The organism is Telluria sp. LT2P80 (assembly GCF_059685955.1).
This window is the reverse complement of the sequence record NZ_JCASIO010000004.1, coordinates 430,840-452,008: the sequence shown is the minus strand read 5'-3', so window position 1 is coordinate 452,008 and position 21,169 is coordinate 430,840. Positions and strand designations below refer to the sequence as shown.

The window sequence follows — 21,169 nt, the reverse complement described above, 5'->3', positions numbered from 1 at the left end:
CCGCCTTCAACGTATGCTTTTTTTCTGGATCAGCCCCGACGCACCATCCAGTTCACCATCGCGCGCATCCCACGTCTGCTGTATGTCAAGCAACTCCGGAAGCGTCCTGTGAAACACCGCCACCAGCGCCGGATCGAAATCCGTCCCTGAGCGGCCATCCACATAGGCCACGATTTTGTCGACAGGCCAGGCTTCCTTGTATGGGCGCTTGATGCTCAGGGCATCGAACACATCGGCGAGCGCCACCAGGCGCGCTGATTGGGGGATGGCCTCGCCGGCCAGGCCGGCCGGATAGCCGCTGCCATCCCACTTTTCGTGGTGATACAACGCTACCTCAGCGGCGAGCTGGAACACCTGCGCGGCGCTTTTGCTCAGAATGTCGTAGCCGATCTGCGGATGGGTTTTCATGATGGCCCACTCGACGGCGTCCAGTGGACCGGGTTTGCGCAGGATGGCCTGGGGAATGCCTATTTTTCCGGTGTCATGCATCGGCGCCGCCAGTTCGAGCTGCTCGCTGTCTTCGGCGCTCCACCCTGCTCCTTTGGCGAGCGCCTTTGCGTAGGCAGCCATGCGCCAGATATGCGCACCGGTATCGGTATCGTTGAAATGCCCCGCCTGGCCCAGCATCGAGATCGCTTCGCGGTAACTCCTGGCCAGCAGTTCGGCCCGCACCTGGGATAAATGGCTGGCGACGCGCGCACGCACGATCGGCGGCGACACGGGTTTCGTGATGTAGTCGACCCCGCCAGCAAAGAATCCGGCGGCTTCATTCACGGGGTCGGCGTACGCCGTCACGAAGATGACCTGGATGGTCCCGGTGGTATCGCTCTGCTTGATTTTCAGGCAGAGGTCGTAGCCGTTGATGTCTGGCAGGCCGATGTCCAGCAACACCATGGCCGGGCGATGCTTGTGGAGCGCCGCCATTGTTTCGGCGCCGTTGCGGGCAAACACCAGCGTGTAGTCATCGCTGAGCACCTTGCGCATCATGGCCAGGTTCGCGGGCTCATCATCGACAAGTAAAATGACCGGGCGACTCATGGGCGGCTACCATGCGCAATGGTCAGCGCGATTGATGTTGGGCGGACGTGGCAGGCAAACAGGCCTGCCCGATCAACATAGGTCCCGAGGTATCGTACACGTGGAAATATTTTCGAATTTCTCAACATGCCTCCGAAGCGTCATGCAACCGCCAGGTGCGGCAACCACCTTTTTCGCCGCTTGAAAGATTAACTATTACTCTACACGAGGAAGAAAACCATGTGCGTTTTTTCCGCTTCGATCGCTGCCTGAATCGGCAAGTTTAGTTTGACCGTCAATTGACCCGATGCTATAGTCGGGCAAAGCCAATGGTAACGTTTCCAACGTGCCAAAAAAACATGGCACTGAACGGAGACAAGATGGTCAAATCCCGCAACCTGGCAGCAGCCTGCGCATGGTTGTGCGCCGCTGCAGGTGCGCTGAGTATCGTGCTCGGTAGCGCGCCAGCCAGTGCGGCCGCACCGAAAGCAGAAGTCATCCACTGGTGGACCTCCGGCGGCGAATCGAACGCCGTCAAGCAGGTCGCCCAGGCGTTTCGCAATGCCGGCGGCGTGTGGGTCGACAGCGCCATCGCGGGCGGCGACCAGTCGCGCGCCGTCACCATCAACCGCATCATCGGTGGCAACCCGCCGACCGCTGCGCAGTTCAACACCTCCAGGCAGTTCACCGACGTCATCGAGCAAAATATGCTCAACAACGTCGACGCCGTCGCCAAGGCGCAGGACTGGGACCGCATCCTGCCCGAGCCGCTGATCGACGTCATCAAGCACGATGGCCACTACTACGCGGTACCGCTCAATATCCACATGCAGACGTGGATCTGGTACTCGAAAGCCGCTTTCAAGAAGGCCGGCATCACGCGCGAACCGGCGAGCATGCCGGAACTCTTCACCGCGCTCGACAAGCTCAAGGCCGCAGGTCTGATCCCGCTGGCCCACGGCGGCCAGTCGTGGCAGGAAACCGTGCTGTTCTCGGCATTACTCGCCAATATCGGCGGACGCGATCTGTACCTGAAAGTGATCCGTGACCGTGACCAGGCCACGATCCTCTCGCCCGCGTTTCGCGACGTGCTGCTGGCCTTCAAGCGCATGAAGTCGTACGTCGATCCGGGCGCACCGGGGCGCAACTGGAACGACGCGACCGCGCTGGTCATCAGTGGCCGTGCGGGCTTCCAGGTAATGGGCGACTGGGCCAAGGGCGAATTTACCAATGCCGGCCAGCTGCCCGGAAAGCACTATGGCTGCATCGCCGGCCTCAAGCCCGACACGCCGTACCTGATGCAGGGCGACGTCTTCGTTTTCCCGCGCACAGACAAGCCGGACGCCATCAAGGCCCAGCAACTGCTGGCGCAAGTCGTCTCACAGCCCGCATTGCAGATCGCTTTCAGCAAGCTGAAAGGCTCGATCCCCGTGCGCCTGGATGCCCAGTCCAATGAGCTCGACCTGTGCGCGCAAAAGGGCGTTGCCATCATCAAGGACCGCTCGCGCCAAGTCGGCGTGACCGAGGTCTATCTGACGCCCGACCAGAACGGGGCAATGCAGGACATCCTGACCGCGTACTGGAATATGGACACGCGCGTCGAGAAGGTCCAGCGCAGCATTGCCCGCGCCCTCAAATACTGACGCCATGCACGCACCCCGACTCTCCCGGCACCTCAGTCCCCATATCGCCCTGCTGCCAATGGCGCTGACGGTGCTGCTGGCGTACGTCGGCGGCGCGCTGTGGACCCTGCGCACGTCGTTCACCGCCTCGCGCACCTTCCCGTCCGATAAGTTCATCGGCGTGGCGCAGTACGTGCGCCTGTTCGACAACGAGCGCTGGCTACTGTCACTCCATAACCTGGCCGTCTACGGCGCGGTGTTCATCGTCGCCTGCATGGTCATCGGTTTTCTGCTGGCCGTGTTCATCGACCAGAACGTCAAGGGCGAAGGCCTGCTGCGCACCGTGTTCCTGTACCCGTATGCGATGTCGTTCATCGCCACGGGCCTCGTGTGGCAATGGCTGCTGGCGCCCGGCAGCGGCATCGAAGGGGCCGTGCGCCAGCTGGGCTTCCCCGGTTTTTCGTTCGACTGGATCGTGCACCAGGACCTGGTGATCTACACCGTCGTCATCGCCACCGTGTGGCAGGCTTCGGGCCTGGTCATGGCGCTGATGCTGGCCGGCCTGCGCGGCATCGATCCCGAGATTTACAAGGCTGCGCGGCTGGATGGCATTCCGGCCTGGCGCGTGTACCTGCAGATCGTGCTGCCGATGCTCGGCCCCACCGTGGCGACCGTGTTCCTGCTGCTCTCGACCGCCGTCGTCAAGCTGTTCGACGCCGTCGTCGCAATGACGCAGGGCGGCCCCGGCATCGCCAGCGAAGTGCCGGCCAAGTTCATCATGGACCATCTGTTCCTGCGCTCGAACATCGGCCTGGCGTCGGCCGGCGCCGTGACGCTGCTGGTGCCGGTGCTGGCCCTGCTCGCGCCATATGCGTATGCGCGCAGCCGCCGCGCGCGCCTGAGCGGAGGGCACGCATGACAGCGCGACTCTCGCCGGCCCGCATCGGCATCTACGCTTTTTTGCTGAGCGTCGCGCTGTTCTTTTTGCTGCCCCTGTACGTCATGGTCATCACGTCCTTCAAGCCAATGGACGAGATCAGGATGGGCAATGTGTTCGCCCTGCCCGGCGTGGCCACGCTCGATCCGTGGCGCGCAGCCTGGGGCGCGGTCAGCCAGGGTTTCTGGAACTCGGTGGCAATCGCCGTCCCCAGCACCGTGATCCCGATCCTGCTCGGCGCGATCAATGGCTACGCGCTGTCGTTCTGGCGCCCGCGTGGCGCTAACCTGCTGTTCGGCGTGCTGCTGGCCGGCGCCTTCATTCCGGTGCAGGTGATGATTTATCCGCTGGTGTGGATGATGGCGCATGCTGGCGTCTTCGGCTCGCTGCCGGCGATCGTCGTCGTGCACGTCATCTTCGGCATGCCGCTCATGACGCTGCTGTTCCGGAATTACTATGCGTCCGTGCCGCACGAGTTGTTCCAGGCCGCGCGCATCGATGGCGGCGGCTTCTGGCGCATCTTCCTGCAGGTGATGCTGCCGATGTCGCTGCCGATCATCGTGGTGGCCGCGATCATGCAGGTCACGGGCGTCTGGAACGATTACATCCTGGGCCTGGTGTTCGCTGGCCGCGAGAACCTGCCGATGACAGTGCAGCTCAATAACGTGATCAATACCACCACCGGCACCCGCATGTACAACGTGAACATGGCCGCCACCATCCTGACGGCCGCCGTGCCGCTGGTGATCTACTTCATCTCCGGACGCTGGTTCGTGCGCGGTATCGCCGCCGGCGCCGTGAAAGGCTGACCCTCATGTCGAATGTCCATCTGCGCAAACTGTGCATCACCCGCGGCAATAACGAGATCATCCGCGACCTCGATCTGGAGATCGCGCCGGGTGAATTTCTCGTGCTGCTTGGCCCATCGGGCTGCGGCAAGTCCACGCTGTTGCACAGCATCGCGGGCCTGATCGATGTCTCGGGCGGCGCCATCGAAATCGGCGGGCGTGACATGAGCCACGCCGATCCGAGCGAGCGCGGAATCGGCATGGTGTTCCAGTCGTACGCGCTGTATCCGACGATGACGGTCGAGAAGAACATGTCGTTCGGCCTGCGCATCGCCGGCACGCCGAAGGCCGAAGTGACGCGCCGCGTGCGCCACACGGCCGAGATGCTGCAGCTGGGCGCCCTGCTCGATCGCAAGCCGGCGCAGCTCTCCGGTGGCCAGCGCCAGCGCGTCGCGATCGGGCGCGCCTTGGTGCGCGAAGCGGGCGTGTACCTGTTCGACGAGCCGCTGTCGAACCTGGACGCCAAGCTGCGCGCCGAGCTGCGGCGCGAACTCAAGCTACTGCATCAGCGCCTGGGTTCGACGATGATCTACGTGACGCACGACCAGGCCGAGGCGATGACGCTGGCCACGCGCATCGTCGTGATGCAGGGTGGCCGCATCCAGCAGATCGGTACCCCGGCCGAGGTGTACGAGACGCCGGCAAACCGCTTCGTGGCGGGGTTTCTCGGTTCGCCATCGATGAATTTTATTGACGGCAGCATCGATGCGGCCGGGCGCTTCAGCGCCGGAGGCGTCACGCTGCAGCTCGCGGGCCCCGTTGCGGCAGGCGCCGTGACGCTGGCCGCGCGTCCCGAACATCTCCGGATCGACGAGCATGGCGCGCTGCAGGCCAGCGTCACGCTGGTCGAGCCGATGGGCAATCACCAGGTGGTGTGGCTCGACTGCGCCGGCCAGGTACTGTCCGCCATCGTGCACGATGCGCGGCCGCTGGCGGCCGGCCAGTCGGTGCGCGTTGCGATCGATGCGCAGCGGGTGTCGTTGTTCGATGGCTCCACCGGCAATCGGCTGCAATCAGGGATGCCATAGTCAGATGAATACAGTATGCTTGGCGGCTATTTTGATCCACTCATCGAACAGGAATCGCACGTGGCGACAATCAAGGACGTAGCGCGGCTGGCCGGCGTCGGTCTCGGCACCGCCTCGCGCGTGGTCAGCGGCAAAGGCTCGGTATCGCCCGCCACGCTCGAGCGCGTGCGCAAGGCGATCGACGAGCTGGGGTTTCGCCCATCGCACGCGGCGCGCGCCCTGCTGTCGGGCACCAGCCGGATGGTCGGTGTGTATATCCCGGTGTTGTCGGGCACCTTCTACACGCCGATCCTGCAGATCATCGATACCGAACTGCGCGCCGCCGGCCTGCACATGGTGGTGGCCTTTGGCGTGGGCCTGGGCGACGCGCGCAACCAGGCCATCGAAGGCATCGAATTTCTCATCGAGCGCGGCTGCGATGGCCTGATCATGATGACCAGCGCGCTGACCGATGACGACATCGCCGCGCTGGGCGCCAAGCGCCGCACGATCGTCTCGCTCAACCACGATTTCGCCGACCTGCCGGGCCAGTGCTTCACGGTCGACCACGCGCTCGGCGGGCGCCTCGCGGCGCGCGCACTGCTCGATCATGGCCACCGCGACATCGCCGTCATCGCCGGCCCGAATGCGCTGGTCGACAACGTGGCACGTGTCGATGGCTTCATGCACGAACTGCTGGCCGAAGGCCTCGATACCGACAAGGTCTGGATCGCCGAAAGCGACTTCTCGCCGCAGGGCGGCTGGCTGGCGGCCAAGGCGCTGGTCGAATCGAAGACGCCGTGCACGGCGCTGTTCTGCGCCAACGACGAAATGGCAGTGGGCGCGCTGTCGTACTTCCAGGAAGCCGGCATCAGCGTGCCGCGCGACCTGTCGGTGATCGGCTACGACGACACGCCCAGCGCCGAATTCGCGGCGCCGCGCCTGACGTCGGTGCACATGCCGTGGCGCGAGATGACGCTGGCCGGCATCAACGCCCTGCTCAATCGCTGCTATGACCTGGGCCGCCCGGTGGCGCGCACGTTCCCCGTCAGCGTGACGATGCGCGCATCGCTGGCCACGGCTGCCGGCAGCAAGGCCAAACCGAAAGCCAAAGCCAAGACCAAACACGAGGGCAAGAAAACATGACATCGCTGGCCCAGCCAGCACCGGCCGCGCGCGGCCATTTTTTTGGACACGAACTGGAAAGCTTTCCAAATGACTTGGATGTTTTCCCTAAAATTTTCAATCAGACCTTATTGACCAGATAGAGCGAAACCCATGACCACTGCCAACCGCCCCGAGCCACAAGCGCCGCAGCGCAGCGATTTTGCCCGCGATTTTTTGTGGGGCTGCGCCACATCGTCCTACCAGATCGAAGGCGCCGGCCGCGACGACGGCCGCGTGGAATCGATCTGGGACCGCTTTGCCGCCACGCCCGGTACGATCCGTGACGGCTCCAATGGCCTGGTCGCCTGCGACCATTACCACCGCTGGCCGGAAGACTTCGACATCGCGCGCGGCATGGGCCTGAACGCCTACCGCTTCTCGATCGCCTGGCCGCGCATCTATAGCGAAGGCGGCGGCGCGCCGAACCAGAAGGGCCTGGACTTCTATTCGCGTCTGGTCGACGGCATGCTCGAACGCGGCCTGCAACCATGGGCCACGCTGTACCACTGGGACTTGCCGCAAACGTTGCAGGACGCGGGCGGCTGGGAACACCGGGCGACGATCGATGCCTTCCTTGACTACACCGACGCCATGACGCGCACGCTCGGCGACCGCGTCAAGCACTGGATCACCCACAACGAGCCATGGTGCACGGCGATCATCGGCAACTTCGAAGGCTGGCATGCGCCCGGCAAGACCGACCTGAAGGCCGCGCTGCAGGTCGCGCACAATGTGCTCGTCTCGCACGGCAAGGCGGTGCCGCTGATCCGCGCGAACGTGCCGGATGCGCAGGTCGGCATGGCCGTCAGCCTGCACCCGCTGCGCGCGGCAAGCGACAGCGCCGAGGACATCGCGGCAAAGGAGCGCCACGACGGCCTGCGCTATCGCTGGTTCCTCGATCCGCTGTTCGGCCGTGGCTATCCTGAAGCCACGCTCGCGCAGATCGGTGCCGCGGCGCCCGACGTCGCGCCGGGCGACATGGACGCCATCGCGGTCAAGACCGATTTCATGGGCGTGAATTACTACTTCCCCGAAACCGTCGCGCATGCCGCCGGCCACGCCCCCCTGGACACCAAGGTGCTGCCGCCCACCGAAGGCGAGATCACCGCGATGGGCTGGCCCGTGGTGCCCGAGGGCCTGGCCGAACTCCTGCTGCGCATCGAGAACGACTACCACCCGGGCCCGATGTACGTGACCGAAAACGGTTCGGCCTTTGACGACGTGGTGGGCGCCGACGGCGAGATCGACGATGTGCAGCGCCGCCATTACCTGATGCGCCACCTGGCCTCGCTCAAGGCCGCGATCGACGGCGGCGCGCCAGTCAAGGGTTACTTCGCCTGGAGCCTGCTCGACAACTTCGAATGGGCCGAAGGCTATCTGAAGCGTTTCGGCCTGGTGCACATCGATTACGCTACGCAGCAACGCCGCCTCAAGAGCAGCGGCAAATGGTACGGCGCGTTCCTGCGCCAGGCATGAATTCCTATGCATGAATCCATACAACGACAACGAACGAGACAAACCATGACAGCCACGCTTCGCCCTTCCCTGCTCGCCCTTGCGATTGCCCTTGCCTTGCCTGCCTTCGCGCATGCCGCCCCGGTCGACACCAACCTGGCCGACTGGCCGCGCGTGACCAGCGCGATCAAGAAGGATGCCGCGCTCGAGAAGCGCGTCCAGGAGATCGTCAGCAAGATGACGCTGGCCCAGAAGATCGGCCAGATGACGCAGCCCGAAATCAAGACCGCCACGCCAGCCGACGTGACCAAATACTATCTGGGCTCGGTGCTCAATGGCGGCGGCAGCTGGCCGAACGGGAACAAGGCGGCCAGCGCGAAGGAATGGCTGGCGCTGGCGCAGGCGTACCACGACGCATCGATGAAGACCGACATGGCGATCAAGGTGCCGGTCGTGTGGGGCACCGACGCGGTCCATGGCCACAACAACGTGCCGGGCGCCACGCTGTTCCCGCACAATATCGGACTGGGCGCGGCGCGTAATCCGAAGCTGATGCGCGAGATTGGGGCGGCCACGGCAAAGGCCGTGCGCGCGACCGGCATCGCCTGGGTGTTCGGCCCGACGCTGGCCGTCGTGCGCGACGATCGCTGGGGCCGCACCTATGAAAGCTATGCCGAGCACCCGGAAGTCGTGCGCAGCTACGCGGGCGAATACGTACGCGGCATGCAGGGTGCCTTCAAGGACGATGCCAACACGATCGCCACCGCCAAGCACTTCATCGGCGACGGCGGCACCAAGAACGGCAAGGACCGTGGCGTGACCGAGGCCAGCGCCGTTGACCTGATCAACATCCATGGCGCCGGCTATGCACCGGCCCTGAGCGCAGGCGCCCAGACGGTCATGACGTCGTTCAACAGCTGGACCGACACAGCGGCCGGCGTTGAGCATGGCAAGCTGCATGGCAGCAAAGTGGCGATCACCGACATCCTCAAGAACAAGATGGGCTTCGACGGCTTTGTCGTCACCGACTGGAACGGCATCGGCGAAGTGAAAGGCTGCCGCAACGACAGCTGCGCCCAGGCGGTCAACGCCGGCAACGACATGTTCATGGTGCCGGACGACTGGAAGGCCTTCATCGCCAACACGATCAAGCAGGTCGAGTCGGGCGAGATCCCGATGGCGCGCATCGACGACGCCGTGACGCGCATCATCCGCGTCAAGCTGCGCGCCGGCCTGTTCGACAAGAGCCCGGCCCAGAACGCATATGCCGGCAAGGACGATGCGATGCAGGCACGCGCGCTGGCGCGCCAGGCCGTGCGCGAGTCGCTCGTGCTGCTCAAGAACGAAGGCCCTGCCCTGCCCCTGAAGCGCGGCCAGAAAATCCTCGTCGTGGGCAAGAGCGCCGACGAGCTGTCGAACCAGAGCGGCGGCTGGTCGATCACGTGGCAGGGCACCGCCACCACGAATGCCGATTTCAAGAACGCCGACACGATCCTGACGGGCATTCGCGACGCGGCAGGCAGCGACAATGTCCACTTCAGCGTTGACGCGAAAGACGTCGACGTGACGCAGTTCGACGCAGTCATTGCCGTGATCGGCGAGCGTCCGTATGCGGAAGGCGATGGCGACATCCACCCATCCGGCACGCTGCGCCACAGCAGCCGCTATCCGGAAGACCTGGCCGTGCTGCAGGCGGTGGCCGGCAAGGGCAAACCCGTGATTACCGTGATGGTCACGGGCCGGCCGGTGTACGGCAATGACCTGCTGAATCTGTCGGACACCTTCATCTCGGTCTGGCTGCCGGGCTCCGAGGGCAAGGGCGTGTCGGACCTGTTGATCGCAGGCGGCAAGCGCTACGACTTCCGCGGCACGCTGCCGTTCTCGTGGCCGAAGTCGGCCTGCCAGGTCAAGCTCAATGTCGGCGACAAGGCGTATGCACCGCTGTTCGCCTATGGCTACGGCCTGAAGGCGGGCACGCGCTCCAGGCTCGGCAAGCTCGATGAGACGATCCCGCAAGGCGGCTGCAGCGCCGGCAATACCTTCCCCGTGTTCAGCCAGGCCGACCGTACCAGCTTCCCGCTGGCGATCCGCAGCGGCGGGCAAACCACGGTGCTGGGCGCCGACCTGAATGCGAGCTTCACGCTGCCGGGCATCGTCGTGACGACCGCCCAGGTCAACACGCAGCAGGATGCCAAGATGGGCGCCTGGACCGGGCCAGCCACGTTCGAAGCACGCGGTGCGCGCGCCATGGTCGTGCCGGCAGCGGCAGCCAAGGATGGCGCGCTGCGCTTTGACACCATGGTCGCCAAGGCGCCAACCGGCAAGGTGATGCTCGCGATGCGCCAGGGTGCGAACGACACGGCGCTGGATGCCACGAGCCTGTTCAAGCGCCTGGCCGACGGCGGCAAGCACACGGTCTCGATCCCGCTGGCCTGCTTCCAGGCCAAGGGGATTGATCTGGCCAAGGTCGACACGCCGTTCAGCGTGACCAGCGACGGCCCGTTCACGGCGGCTTTCGCGAACATCGAGATCGCCGGTGGCGCCGCGAAAGAGGCCGACACCGTGCGCTGCGAGGACCTGAAATGACGGCAGAGGTGACGCATGGCCTGCGGCTGCTGGCCGACATTGGCGGCACCAATGCGCGCTTCGCGCTGCAGTCCGATCCGGCTGGCGGCTTCGATGACGTCGAGGTACTGACCGGCGCCAGTTACCTGACGCTGGGCGATGCGATCCGCGCCTACCTCGACGGCGCCCGCGCGCGCGGGATGGCGGTCGACAGCGTGCGCCATGCGGCGCTGGCGATCGCCAATCCGGTCGAGGGCGACGAGATCCGGATGACCAATCACCATTGGGCGTTTTCGATCGAGGCGCTGCGGCAGGAACTCGGCTTGACCACGCTGTTGATGGTCAACGACTTCGCGGCGCTGGCGATGGCGCTGCCGCACCTGCCGCCGGCCGGGCGCCAGCGCATCGGTGGCGGCATCGAGCTGCCCAACCGGACCATCGGCCTGATCGGCCCCGGCACGGGCCTCGGTGTCTCGGGCGTCGTCCCGGCCGGCGGGCGCTGGATTGCGCTGTCGGGCGAAGGGGGCCACGTGAGCTTCGCGCCCGTCAACCGCGACGAGGTGGCGATCCTGGAGGCGCTGTGGAGCGAGTACGGCCACGTCTCGGCCGAGCGCCTGCTGTCGGGCATGGGACTGGAGCTGATCCACTGGGCCCGCACCAGCCGGCGCATGAAGGCGGCCGACATCACCACGGCGGCCCTCGATGGTTCGTGCCTCGAGTGCCAGGGTTCGGTGCGGGTGTTCTGCGCGATCCTGGGCAGCGTGGCCGGCAATGTCGCGCTCACGCTGGGGGCGACCGGCGGCATGTATATCGGCGGCGGCATCGTGCCACGCCTGGGCGTGCTGTTCGAGCAATCGGCGTTTCGCGCGCGCTTCGAAGACAAGGGCCGCCTGGGCGATTATCTGGCGCGCATACCGACCTACTTGATTACTGAACAATATCCCGCCTTGCGCGGCGTTTCGGCTATGCTGTCGGATCAAATTTTTAGTCTGCACCAATAACGGAGAGACCATGCAGAATCCCATCCAGACCCCGACCGTGGCCAGTGCAGCGACGGACGGCGAACGCAATACGCATACCGGGGCGCTGTTCATCGTCACCATCCTGTTCTTCATGTGGGGCCTGATCACGTCACTCAACGACGTCCTGATCCCGCACCTGAAATCGATCTACACCCTCACCTACATGCAGGCGATGCTGGTGCAGCTGTGCTTCTTCGGCGCCTACGTCGTCGTCTCGCTGCCGGCCGGCGCACTGATTCGCCGCCTCGGTTACCAGAACGGCGCCGTTGCCGGCCTGCTGGTCGCCGCCACCGGCTGCGCGCTGTTCTATCCGGCGTCGAACGGCGGCTACGGCCTGTTCCTGTTCGCGCTGTTCGTGCTGGCCAGCGGGATCACGATCCTTCAAGTCGCGGCCAACCCGTACGTCACCGTCCTTGGCCCTGCGCGTACCGCTGCCAGCCGCCTGACGCTCACGCAGGCCTTCAATTCGCTCGGCACTACGGTGGCGCCGGCGCTGGGGGGCTTTTTGATCCTGTCGACGGTGGCGCTGTCCGCCGACCAGCTGGCGCTGCTGCCGGAAGCCGATCGGATCGCGCACCGCGCGGCCGAAGCAGCTGCCGTGCAAGGCCCGTACCTGGGCCTGGCCGCGGCGCTCGCGCTGCTGGCCGTGCTGTTCGCACTGGCGCGCCTGCCGAAGATCGCGTTCCAGGACACCACCACCGCCGCCGTCGACGGCAAGGGCGGCGCGATGGCGTATCGCCACCTGGTGCTCGGCGCGCTGGGCATCTTCCTGTACGTGGGCGCTGAAGTCAGTATCGGCAGCTTCCTGATCAACTTCATCGGCGAGCCGCACATTGCCGGGCTGTCGCATGCCGACGCGGCCCGCTACGTCAGCCTGTACTGGGGCGGCGCGCTGGTGGGCCGCTTCATCGGCTTTGCGGTGATGCGCTACGTCAGCCCGGGCAAGTCGCTGGCCGTGACCGCACTCGGTTCGATGGCGCTGGTGCTCACCGCAATCTTCACCGATGGCAGCCTGGCGATGTGGGCAATCATCGCCGTCGGCCTGTGCAACTCGATCATGTTCCCGACCATCTTCAGCATGGCACTGCACGGCCTGGGCAAGTTCACGGGCCAGGGTTCGGGCATCCTGTGCATGGCCATCGTCGGCGGCGCGATCGTCCCGTTCATCCAGGGCATCCTGGCCGACACCGTCGGCCTGCAGATCTCGTTCCTGGTGCCGGCAGCCTGCTACCTGTTCATCCTGTACTACGGCGTGAAGTACGCCGATCTGCACAAGCAGAAGGTGGTGACGGAATAAACGTCGCCGTCATCAACGAAAATGCCCGCACGCGATGCGGGCATTTTTTTGGGCACAGCCGGGGTCACAGCCGGGGTCAGGTTTGACATTCGGACACGACCTCAGCCTTAGCCGCTTCCAACAGCTGGGGTCAAACAGCTGGGGTCAGGTCTGACATTCGGACACGAACTCAGCCTTAGCACTTCCAATGGCGCTTTGCCCGGATTGGCATAGCCCGGTGCCAGCCAGTTCCGACTAGCCCACTGTCGGGGTCGTGTCCAAATGTCAGACCTGACCCCGGCTTTTACCAGCCTACTGTCGAGGTCGTGTCCGAATGTCAGACCTGACCCCGGCTTTTCAGAAGGTGTTAGCGGTTGAGGCGCTTGAGCAGTTGGGCGCGCATCATGCGCGAGGCGTTGTCGTTTATTGGGGCGAGCAGGCCGCGCGCGCCTGGCGGGATATGCGCTGCTGTCTCGTCATCGGCCTCGAACACGTAGTGCCGGAAGAGCTCGGCCCAGGCCGCGCGCTGCGCCGGTGGCAGGTCGCGTACCGTCATCAGGGCGTGCATCAGCGCGTTGTTGGGCGTGTCCATCCAGTCCGGCGACTGGCGCCACCAGTAATTGACCAGCACATTGACATCGTCCAGCGCCTCGACGTGGTGCCACCACATGCTGGGGATGAACAGCGCGTCGCCCGGCGCCAGTTCGGCGCTTTGCGCCTGTGCGAGCGCGTTGGCAAAGCGCGGGAAGCGCGCAAGGTCGGGCTGTGCGAAGTCGACCAGGCTGATGGGCTGGCCGGCGGGCGTCAGGTCGATCGGGCCAATGTACAGATTGTGCTGCTGCCCTGGCGGGAACAGGGTGAAGCGGCGTCGCCCGGCCGCGATGCAGGCCAGGTTGTCCGGCAAATCGTAGTGGGCCGCGATGCGGGTGCGGTTGCCGATCCAGATCGACGCCAGCGGGTCGCGCGGGCCCAGGTCGACATCGTTTTCGCCTCTGAAGCCCGGCAGCGCGCCATCGATCGTGGTCGAGCCGACGTAGATGGCGGGCGGTGCCGGCGTTGCCAGATGCTTTGCCAGTTCATCGAGCACGGCATCGAGCCGCACCCGCAGCGACTGGAAATTGAAGCCGTCGAGCGCGGCGTTGTAGAAGAAGCGGCCATTGATGTCGGGCGGGCCGAGCATCGCATTGACGGTGGCATCGCCGCACCAGCGGCGCAGATAGTCGAGCGCTGCCTGCGGCGACTGGCGCCCTGCAGCGACCACCGGCCAGTGCGCCACCAGGCCGCGCAGCAGCAGCGGCTCGGTCGATGCCAGGATCGTTGCATCGAGATCGGCCGGCGTCACACCGGCGAGCTCGCGGATGGCGTTAGCGGCCGGCAGCATCGCGGTAATTCTTGCGGTCGATCAGGTTGCGGAAGTTCGACAGCGAGGCCAGTGCGAAGTAAATCGGCGCCAGGTAGCCCGCGGCGTGCAGTTCGGCGATGGCGCCTGCCTCGAGCGCGCCCAGGCGTTCTTCGTGGATCGTGAAGAAGCCGCCCAGGCGGTTCTGCGCGCCGTTGTCGAATTCCATGTCGAGCACGAACGCATCGAGCAGATCATGGCGCTTGAGCGCTTCGAGAAAACCGATATTGGCCTGCACGCCGTTGTGGATGTTCGACAGCATGGTGCTGATCTTTTCCAGGTACTCGGTGTTGCCGCCATGCGGCTTGAACACCGGCTCGCCGTCGGTCGTGCTCACGCGCGGGTGATCGAGGTCGACCTGGATCATCAGCTCGTCGCCATTGCGGCCGATGTAGAACGGCTGGCGCTCGTGCATCCACGGCACCAGCGGCGCATCCCAGCGGCCGTCTTGCAGGAACAGGTTTTCGTCTTCGGTAAAGCCCATCAACGCGATGGCTTCGAAGTTCGCGCCGTCTTCGAGCTGGCGGAAGATGATCGGATAGATCCCCTGCAGGGAGCGGAATTCGTCGGCGAAGGTCGGCACCCACGCGACTTCGCTGCCCAGGCCGGGGCGGTGGCCGGCGATGATGCGCAGGTCCTTGTGTTCGATATTGTTCAGCAGGGCGATATTGGGCATGGACGTCTCGTTGTCGTTATTGGAATCACGCGGTGAAACGACAGCGGCGGGCCGGCTGATGCCGACCCGCCGCTGCGGTTGCAGGGCCGGTGTGCGGGAAGTCTACTCCCGAATACCGGCGCCGGCCAGATGCTGCGCGATCAGAATTTGTAGCGCGCTGCCAGCATGTAACGCGGACCCGATTGCGTCACGAACAGCACCTGCTGCTTGGTGCGGCCGTGCGTGCGCTGGATCTCGTCGGTCAGATTGATACCCTCGAACGAGACGGACAGGTTCTTGTTGACGTTGTAGCCGACGCTCAGATCGAGCTGGCCGTACGCTTCGACGTAGTTCGGGTTCGGGCCCGAGCCGTCGAAGGTCGACGACAGGAACTCGTCGCGCCAGTTGTAGGCCGCGCGCACGTTCCACTTGTCGTTCTCGAAGATACCCACCAGGTTGGCCGAGTCGCCCAGGCCGACCAGTGCGAACTGCTCGCCCACGCTGCCGTTGTCGTACTTCAGGCCCGAATTGACGTAGGTGTAGTTGGCCTGCACGCCGAAGCCGCTGTTGCCGAACATGTGCTGGAGGTTGAATTCCAGGCCACGGATGTTCGCCTTCTTCTGGTTCGAATACGACGTGATGCGGAAGTTCGCGACCGGATCGGTGCCGATGGCCGTGATGGTACCGGTGGCATCGCCCGACGCGTTGTTCGGTCCCGCAACCACGCCCGGCTGGCCGTTGAAGTTACGGAAGATGTAGTTGCGGATGCAGGTGGTGTCCGCGGTCGTGCAGCTACCCAGCGCCGCATTCCAGTAGGCGCCGCCAACCGGCGTGCGCACGCCGAACGGCTGGGCGATGATCTGCGACTGGCCGGCGTAGTTCTCGAGCTGCTTGCGGAAGTGGTTGACCGAGATGAAGCTCTGACGACCGTAGTACCACTCGAGCGCCAGGTCGAAGTTCTTCGACTTGACCGGCTCCAGCGCCGGATTGCCCTGCGAACCGGTACCGCCTTCGACGCGCGCCAGCGTGTCGAGCACCTGGCCGCCGGCGATCTGGTCGTAGCGTGGACGGCCGATGGTGTGACCGTAGCTGAAGCGGCCCTTGATGTCGTCGCGCAGCGCGATGTCGGCGTCAAAGCTTGGCAGCACGTGGTTGTACTTGCCCGTCAGCGTCGTGAAGCCCGACTGGCCGAACACCACCGGCAGCTCGTTCTGCGAGACCCAGCTGATCGCGATCGGGGTCGGCACCAGCGCGGTGGAGCTGACGTCCGTCTTCTCGTAACGCACGCCGAGCGAGGTATTGATCGGGTAGCGCGTGTTCCACTCGGTGTTGAACTGCAGGTACAGGCTCTTCGATTTTTCTTCGGTGCGGCGGTCGGTGTCGTAGGTGGTCTTCGGCACGTACAGCTGCGGCAGTCCGGAGGCCTGGGCCACGATGTCGCGGATCTGGCTGAAGTTGAAGGTGTGGAAGCGGTCGAACAGGGCCGGGTTGTTGCTGCCGTTGACCTGGTCGAAGTACTTGCTCAGGCTATCGACGGTAAACAGGCTGGCCGGGTAGTCGGATGCCTGCGTCGCGCCGCCCCAGGTGTCGCGCTGCTGAACCGAAAACGCCGAGCGGTAATCGACCTTGGTCGCGCCCAGGCCGAACTTGACTTCGGATGCTTCCAGCACTTTCCAGCTGCCGTGCGTCTGGATCTGGTCGACTTCGGTCTTCATGTAGCCGTTCTCGAACACCGAACCGGTCACCTGCTGCGGAGCGCGCGCGTAGTCGGCGCCCTGGATGCTCAGGACCGGGAAGTCTTGCGAGAAGTCGGCGGTGGTGTTGCCGCGGCTGAAGCTCGCGGTACCGATCACGTTGCTCGAACCCCATGGGCTGTTCGGGGTCGATTCGGCCGACGAGCTGTGCGCATCGAGCTCGAAACGCAGGTCGGGATTGACGCGCCAGACCGTGTTGAAGCCCAGCGATTTGTTTTCGCTCCGGGTGGCGAAGTCCGACACGCCCATCGCGATGTCGGCGTTACCGGCCGGGATGAATTCGGTGTAGGTCAGCGGACCGGCGATCGGGCCATCGGTCCAGCTGCTCGACGACGGGCCGAAGTTGAACCACGCCGACATGTCGTTGCGGCGGGTGTGGATCTTGTTTTCCGAATAGGTGTAATCGAGGGTGCTGGTGATCGACTTGTTCGGTGCGAACTGGAACACGACCTGGCCGTTGGTGCGCTCGCGCTGCACGCCGCTCAGGTTGTAGTTCAGGTTCTGCGGGGTCTGATACAGGTCGGTCGGACCTGGGCGGTTGGTGATCAGCTCCGAGCCAGGCTGGCCTGGCAGCGGGATCGCACCGTAGGTTGCCTGGTCGCCGCGGAACGGGCCCTTCCAGCCATTGGCCACCGATGCGCGGTTGTAGCCCAGGTTACGCTCCTGGTAGCTGGCCGACAGGCCGATGCCGAAGCGGCCGTCGGCCGAGGTGTTCGAGTAGATGCCCGAGACTTCCGGCGTGACCTTGTTGCCGTGCTGGAGACCGTCCGGCAGGTTGGTGGCCGACGTGTCATGCACGCCCTTGATGCCGATGCTGGCCTGCATGCCAGGGCGCGACAGCGGCCGCGCGGTGATCACGTTGATGGTCGCGCCCACGCCGCCGGTTGGGGTTTCGGCGCGGCTCGATTTATAGACCTGCAGCTGCGAGATCGCTTCCGAGGCGATGTTGGCGAAGTCAAACGCGCGGCCATTGCGGTCGCCCAGGTTCGACACCGGCATCTGGCGGCCATTGAGCAGCACCAGGTTGAAGTCGGGGCCAACACCGCGTACGGTGATCTTCGAGCCTTCGCCGATTTCACGGTCGATCGACACGCCCGAGATGCGCTGCAGCGATTCGGCCAGGTTCGTGTCGGGGAATTTGCCGATGTCTTCGGCGACGATGCCGTCCACGAAGCCCTGCGCATTGCGCTTGAGGTTCATCGACGATTCGAGACTGGCGCGCAGGCCGGTCACGACGACGGTCTGCGTGCCGTTCTGGGCCGGGCCGGTGATCGATGCGGTGGGATTGCTGGCCGCGTCGACTGCCTGGTTGGGGGCGCTGGTCGCGGTTTCGGCTGGCGGCATGCTGGCCGCTTCCTGGGCAAACGCCGGCATGAACGCCGCGCATGCGCTGGCAACTGCCAGACTGATCAAGGTCTGTTTAGCCTTTGGGTAGTACATGTCTTCTCCTGTTTTTATAAATATGACCGTGCTCAGACACGGTGTCTCCGCCATCCGGATGCGTCGCCGCTGCCCCCGGGTACTGCCTTTCAAACCCGGGCGCCTCCTTGCCCGGCTACACGCCACCATGTGGTGCAGCGAGACCGATCGGCTAGTGCCGATGGCCTCGCTACGTGAATCGCCGGGTACGCGCTGCACTGTGTCATGTGTCCTCGGCTCCTTGGCGGGTTGCGCCAATCGGGGATCGAAGGGAATTTGTCTGTCGCATGGAAACGTTTCCATGCAGTGATCTGAATCTTAGAGTTATGAAAATAAATTGTCAACGGAATATTCCGTTACCTCGTCAACCGGTGTGACGTAGTTTTGCAACACTTTGGTGCGCAGGCACCGCCGCCCGTCCTCACCAGACGTGCGTGGCGGGCGCACCGCCTGCATTGACGGGATGTCTTCGGCAAGCTATAGTCAGCTTGACGTTTTGGTAACGTTTCCAAACTGGAGCATGCATGCACCATTTTCTGGCCCGCCTCACGCGCAGCGTCCCCCGTGGCGTCCTGCTTACCGCTGTCTGTGTCGCTTTCAGCGGTACCGTGCATGCTGCTGCGCCGGCGCCCGCCCTTGCCTGGCCCGGCGGCGCGCGCGCTGCGGTCAGCCTCGCCTACGACGACGCGCTCGACTCGCAACTCGACAACGCGCTGCCCACGCTGGACCGCCACGGCATCAAGGGCACCTTCTACCTGCAGCTATCGAGCCCGCCGGTGGCAGCGCGCCTGCCGGCGTGGCGCGCCGCCGCTGCCCGCGGTCATGAACTGGGCAACCACAGCCTGTTCCACCAGTGCTCAAGCAAAGGCCCGGATCGCGGCTGGGTCGCTCCCCATCGCGACCTCGCAACGACCAGCCGCGCGCAGATGGTCGACCAGGTCCTGCTGGCCAACACGATGCTCGAAGCGATCGACGGCCGGCGCGAGCGCACCTACACGGCGCCCTGCGGCGACGTGCAGGCGCTGGGCGGCGACTACCTGCCCGCACTGCGCCCGGCATTCGTCGCGATCAAGGCGGGCAACGGGCCAGGCGTGCCGGCCTCGATGGCGGCGATCGACCCGTATCAGGTTGCCTCGGTCGGCCCGGTGGGCGCCAGCGGTGCGGAACTGATCGCGCTGGTGGAGCAAGCCGTCGCACGCGGCACGATGGTCGCCTTCACCTTCCACGGCATCGGGGGCGACCACCTGAGCGTGTCGTCCCAGGCGCATGAAGAACTGGTGCGTTACCTGGCTGCGCACCGTGACGTGGTCTGGACCGATACGTTCATCAACATCATGCAGCACCTCAGGCAGCAAGTTACACAGACGCAGGCGCGCCTGCCCGGCTGGACGCTTGCGTGGAGCGATGAATTCAGCGGCGCGACGCTCGACCGCACGATCTGGACACTGGAGACGGGCGGCCATGGATGGGGCAACAACGAGATGCAGTTCTACACGGCGCGGCCCGAGAACGTGCGCGTGGAGGATGGCCACCTGGTCATCGAGGCGCGCAAGGAACGCTACGAAGGCAAGGATTACACGTCGGCGCGGCTCAAGACAGCCGGCCTGAAAGAGACGCAGTACGGGCGCTTCGAGGCGCGCATCAAGGTACCGAAGGGCCAGGGCATCTGGCCGGCGTTCTGGATGCTGGGCGCCGACATCGGCAAGGTCGGCTGGCCGCGCAGCGGCGAGATCGACATCATGGAAATCATCGGCAAGGAACCGCGCAATGCCTACGGCACGCTGCACGGGCCGGGCTACTCCGGCGAGCATGCGTTCAGCAAACCGATCGCGCTGGACGACGCCGACTATGGCGATGACTTCCACGTGTTCGCCGTCGAGTGGGAACCGCAGGCGATCCGCTGGTACCGCGACGGCGTCCACTACCACACTGCCACGCCGGCCCTGGTGAAAGGCGACTGGGTATTCGAGCACCCCTTCTTCGTGCTGCTGAACCTTGCCGTCGGCGGTTACTGGCCTGGTTATCCGGACAGCTCGACCGCGTTCCCACGCCGGATGCTGGTCGATTATGTGCGGGTGTACCGCAAGGATGCAGCGCCGGCGCCGTGACTGGTTCAACGCAGCGCCAGCGACTCTGCCCCGTCCGCATTCAGATGCAGCATGGCGCCGCGCTGCGCCAGGTCGCGGCCCAGCACCAGGCGCAGGTTGGCGGGCGCGGGGTGGTCGACTTCCTGCAGATGCACGCTGCCCACGCGCTGCGCCAGACGCCGGGCCGCATCGACGTGGGCTGCGTCGTATTCGATGCGCGTGCGGCGCACCGCAAAGCCGGGCTGGTTCGACAGGCGCGTGACCCGCAGGCCAGGTGCGTCGATCCGGCGCGCCAGTGCGCGCGCCATCCCGGTCACGCCATTGCCATTGCTGATCTCGAGGCGCGCCACGGCCGGCGGCAGTGACAGCGGCTGCAAGGCAGACTGCACCACAGGCGCGCTTGCTGGTATGCGGCGCAGTTCCATCATGCCGTCCACACCAACGTGGATCTGCGCCTGCGCCCAGCCGGGCTGTGGGGTGGGCTGCAATGCCGTCATCGCCTGGCCGAGCGCGGCGACGCCGGTCTGGCCACCGGTCGCAGCGAAGTCGGCGCGCAAGTCGTGCTGGCGCAGCGACGCAGCCTGGCGCAGCATCTGTCGCGCGCGGGCATCCTGCCCCAGCGCCGCCAGCGCTTCGCCCAGCAACTCCCACGAATGCGCGACCAGCGGGTCGAGCAGGCAGGCCCGTTCCAGCGCCACGCGGGCAGCGTCGTAATCGCCATTGCGCAGATGCGCGCTACCCAGATCGACGAACCGGTAGGCAGTATCCGGTCCGGCATCAGCCGGTTGCGACGCGGCCAGGTCGCGCCAGACAGCAAGCGATCCTGGTTCCGCGCCGACTGGCGCCTGAAGCGGCGCGCACGCCGCAAGGCCCGCGCACAGCAAGGCCAGCCTGGTGAATCGGGTGCTCCGGTGAATGGTCAGGCGCATGGCAGCCTCC

The 21,169-nt window shown here is 65.1% G+C and carries 15 protein-coding genes; 10 read left to right on the top strand and 5 right to left on the bottom strand.

Going from position 1 to position 21,169, the window contains the following annotated elements; translation table 11 throughout:
• Positions 1-6 precede the first annotated feature (6 nt).
• Positions 7-1,038 carry a response regulator gene (locus AC56LW_RS13750; protein WP_499635097.1) on the bottom strand — a complete coding sequence of 344 codons (1,032 nt, stop codon included), beginning with the start codon at positions 1,036-1,038 and terminating at the stop codon, positions 7-9.
• A 359-nt stretch (positions 1,039-1,397) separates the two neighbouring features.
• On the opposite strand from AC56LW_RS13750, the gene AC56LW_RS13745 reads away from it, so the two are divergent.
• The 9 genes from AC56LW_RS13745 to AC56LW_RS13705 all read left to right on the top strand — a co-directional run bounded on the left by AC56LW_RS13745 (position 1,398) and on the right by AC56LW_RS13705 (position 12,937).
• Complete coding sequence (locus tag AC56LW_RS13745) at positions 1,398-2,660, top strand: ABC transporter substrate-binding protein (RefSeq protein WP_499635094.1); 1,263 nt, start codon at positions 1,398-1,400, stop codon at positions 2,658-2,660.
• Between the two features lie 4 nt (positions 2,661-2,664).
• Positions 2,665-3,558 carry a carbohydrate ABC transporter permease gene (locus AC56LW_RS13740; RefSeq protein ID WP_499635091.1) on the top strand — a complete coding sequence of 298 codons (894 nt, stop codon included), beginning with the start codon at positions 2,665-2,667 and terminating at the stop codon, positions 3,556-3,558.
• Positions 3,555-4,385, top strand: a complete 831-nt coding sequence (locus tag AC56LW_RS13735) for a carbohydrate ABC transporter permease (protein WP_499635089.1) — start codon at positions 3,555-3,557, stop codon at positions 4,383-4,385. Before AC56LW_RS13740 ends, AC56LW_RS13735 begins: the two co-directional genes overlap by 4 nt.
• 5 nt (positions 4,386-4,390) lie before the next feature.
• Positions 4,391-5,452: an ABC transporter ATP-binding protein gene (locus tag AC56LW_RS13730; RefSeq protein WP_499635086.1), complete on the top strand. Its 1,062-nt coding sequence runs from the start codon at positions 4,391-4,393 to the stop codon at positions 5,450-5,452.
• A gap of 60 nt (positions 5,453-5,512) precedes the next feature.
• Positions 5,513-6,577: a LacI family DNA-binding transcriptional regulator gene (locus AC56LW_RS13725; RefSeq protein ID WP_499635084.1), complete on the top strand. Its 1,065-nt coding sequence runs from the start codon at positions 5,513-5,515 to the stop codon at positions 6,575-6,577.
• 132 nt (positions 6,578-6,709) lie between these two features.
• A complete protein-coding gene (locus tag AC56LW_RS13720; RefSeq protein WP_499635081.1) occupies positions 6,710-8,074 on the top strand; it encodes a GH1 family beta-glucosidase in 1,365 nt (454 codons plus the stop codon).
• 45 nt (positions 8,075-8,119) lie between these two features.
• Positions 8,120-10,639, top strand: coding sequence for a glycoside hydrolase family 3 protein (locus tag AC56LW_RS13715; RefSeq protein ID WP_499635078.1), 2,520 nt, complete (start codon positions 8,120-8,122; stop codon positions 10,637-10,639).
• Positions 10,636-11,619, top strand: a complete 984-nt coding sequence (locus AC56LW_RS13710) for a glucokinase (protein WP_499456296.1) — start codon at positions 10,636-10,638, stop codon at positions 11,617-11,619. The genes AC56LW_RS13715 and AC56LW_RS13710 overlap by 4 nt, the downstream gene beginning before the upstream one ends.
• A 10-nt stretch (positions 11,620-11,629) precedes the next feature.
• Positions 11,630-12,937, top strand: coding sequence for a sugar MFS transporter (locus AC56LW_RS13705; protein WP_332531891.1), 1,308 nt, complete (start codon positions 11,630-11,632; stop codon positions 12,935-12,937).
• A gap of 346 nt (positions 12,938-13,283) precedes the next feature.
• Here AC56LW_RS13705 and AC56LW_RS13700 read toward each other — a convergent pair whose 3' ends face one another.
• From AC56LW_RS13700 to AC56LW_RS13690, 3 genes are all read right to left on the bottom strand, one after another.
• Positions 13,284-14,297 (bottom strand): cupin-like domain-containing protein, encoded by a 1,014-nt coding sequence (locus AC56LW_RS13700; RefSeq protein ID WP_499635074.1) that lies wholly within the window; start codon positions 14,295-14,297, stop codon positions 13,284-13,286.
• Positions 14,281-14,991: a SapC family protein gene (locus AC56LW_RS13695; RefSeq protein ID WP_332531889.1), complete on the bottom strand. Its 711-nt coding sequence runs from the start codon at positions 14,989-14,991 to the stop codon at positions 14,281-14,283. Before AC56LW_RS13695 ends, AC56LW_RS13700 begins: the two co-directional genes overlap by 17 nt.
• 140 nt (positions 14,992-15,131) lie before the next feature.
• Positions 15,132-18,164, bottom strand: a complete 3,033-nt coding sequence (locus AC56LW_RS13690) for a TonB-dependent receptor (protein WP_499635071.1) — start codon at positions 18,162-18,164, stop codon at positions 15,132-15,134.
• A 503-nt stretch (positions 18,165-18,667) separates the two neighbouring features.
• Between AC56LW_RS13690 and AC56LW_RS13685 the strand changes: the two genes are divergently transcribed.
• Entirely contained in the window at positions 18,668-20,251 is a 1,584-nt protein-coding gene (locus AC56LW_RS13685; RefSeq protein ID WP_499635069.1) for a family 16 glycosylhydrolase, read from the top strand.
• 5 nt (positions 20,252-20,256) lie between these two features.
• Here the strand turns inward: AC56LW_RS13685 and AC56LW_RS13680 are convergent, their stop codons facing one another.
• On the bottom strand, positions 20,257-21,159 hold the full coding sequence (locus AC56LW_RS13680; RefSeq protein ID WP_499635066.1) for a LytR C-terminal domain-containing protein: 903 nt from the start codon (positions 21,157-21,159) through the stop codon (positions 20,257-20,259).
• Positions 21,160-21,169 lie beyond the last annotated feature (10 nt).

What these genes read in the sequence shown, in the direction of transcription:
- AC56LW_RS13710 (WP_499456296.1), top strand. Translation starts at nt 10,636, where the DNA reads ATGACGGCAGAGGTGACGCATGGCCTGCGGCTGCTGGCCGACATTGGC.
- AC56LW_RS13695 (WP_332531889.1), bottom strand. Translation starts at nt 14,991, where the DNA reads ATGCCCAATATCGCCCTGCTGAACAATATCGAACACAAGGACCTGCGC.
- AC56LW_RS13730 (WP_499635086.1), top strand. Translation starts at nt 4,391, where the DNA reads ATGTCGAATGTCCATCTGCGCAAACTGTGCATCACCCGCGGCAATAAC.
- AC56LW_RS13705 (WP_332531891.1), top strand. Translation starts at nt 11,630, where the DNA reads ATGCAGAATCCCATCCAGACCCCGACCGTGGCCAGTGCAGCGACGGAC.
- AC56LW_RS13700 (WP_499635074.1), bottom strand. Translation starts at nt 14,297, where the DNA reads ATGCTGCCGGCCGCTAACGCCATCCGCGAGCTCGCCGGTGTGACGCCG.
- AC56LW_RS13720 (WP_499635081.1), top strand. Translation starts at nt 6,710, where the DNA reads ATGACCACTGCCAACCGCCCCGAGCCACAAGCGCCGCAGCGCAGCGAT.
- AC56LW_RS13735 (WP_499635089.1), top strand. Translation starts at nt 3,555, where the DNA reads ATGACAGCGCGACTCTCGCCGGCCCGCATCGGCATCTACGCTTTTTTG.
- AC56LW_RS13740 (WP_499635091.1), top strand. Translation starts at nt 2,665, where the DNA reads ATGCACGCACCCCGACTCTCCCGGCACCTCAGTCCCCATATCGCCCTG.
- AC56LW_RS13750 (WP_499635097.1), bottom strand. Translation starts at nt 1,038, where the DNA reads ATGAGTCGCCCGGTCATTTTACTTGTCGATGATGAGCCCGCGAACCTG.
- AC56LW_RS13680 (WP_499635066.1), bottom strand. Translation starts at nt 21,159, where the DNA reads ATGCGCCTGACCATTCACCGGAGCACCCGATTCACCAGGCTGGCCTTG.
- AC56LW_RS13685 (WP_499635069.1), top strand. Translation starts at nt 18,668, where the DNA reads ATGCACCATTTTCTGGCCCGCCTCACGCGCAGCGTCCCCCGTGGCGTC.
- AC56LW_RS13715 (WP_499635078.1), top strand. Translation starts at nt 8,120, where the DNA reads ATGACAGCCACGCTTCGCCCTTCCCTGCTCGCCCTTGCGATTGCCCTT.
- AC56LW_RS13690 (WP_499635071.1), bottom strand. Translation starts at nt 18,164, where the DNA reads ATGTACTACCCAAAGGCTAAACAGACCTTGATCAGTCTGGCAGTTGCC.
- AC56LW_RS13745 (WP_499635094.1), top strand. Translation starts at nt 1,398, where the DNA reads ATGGTCAAATCCCGCAACCTGGCAGCAGCCTGCGCATGGTTGTGCGCC.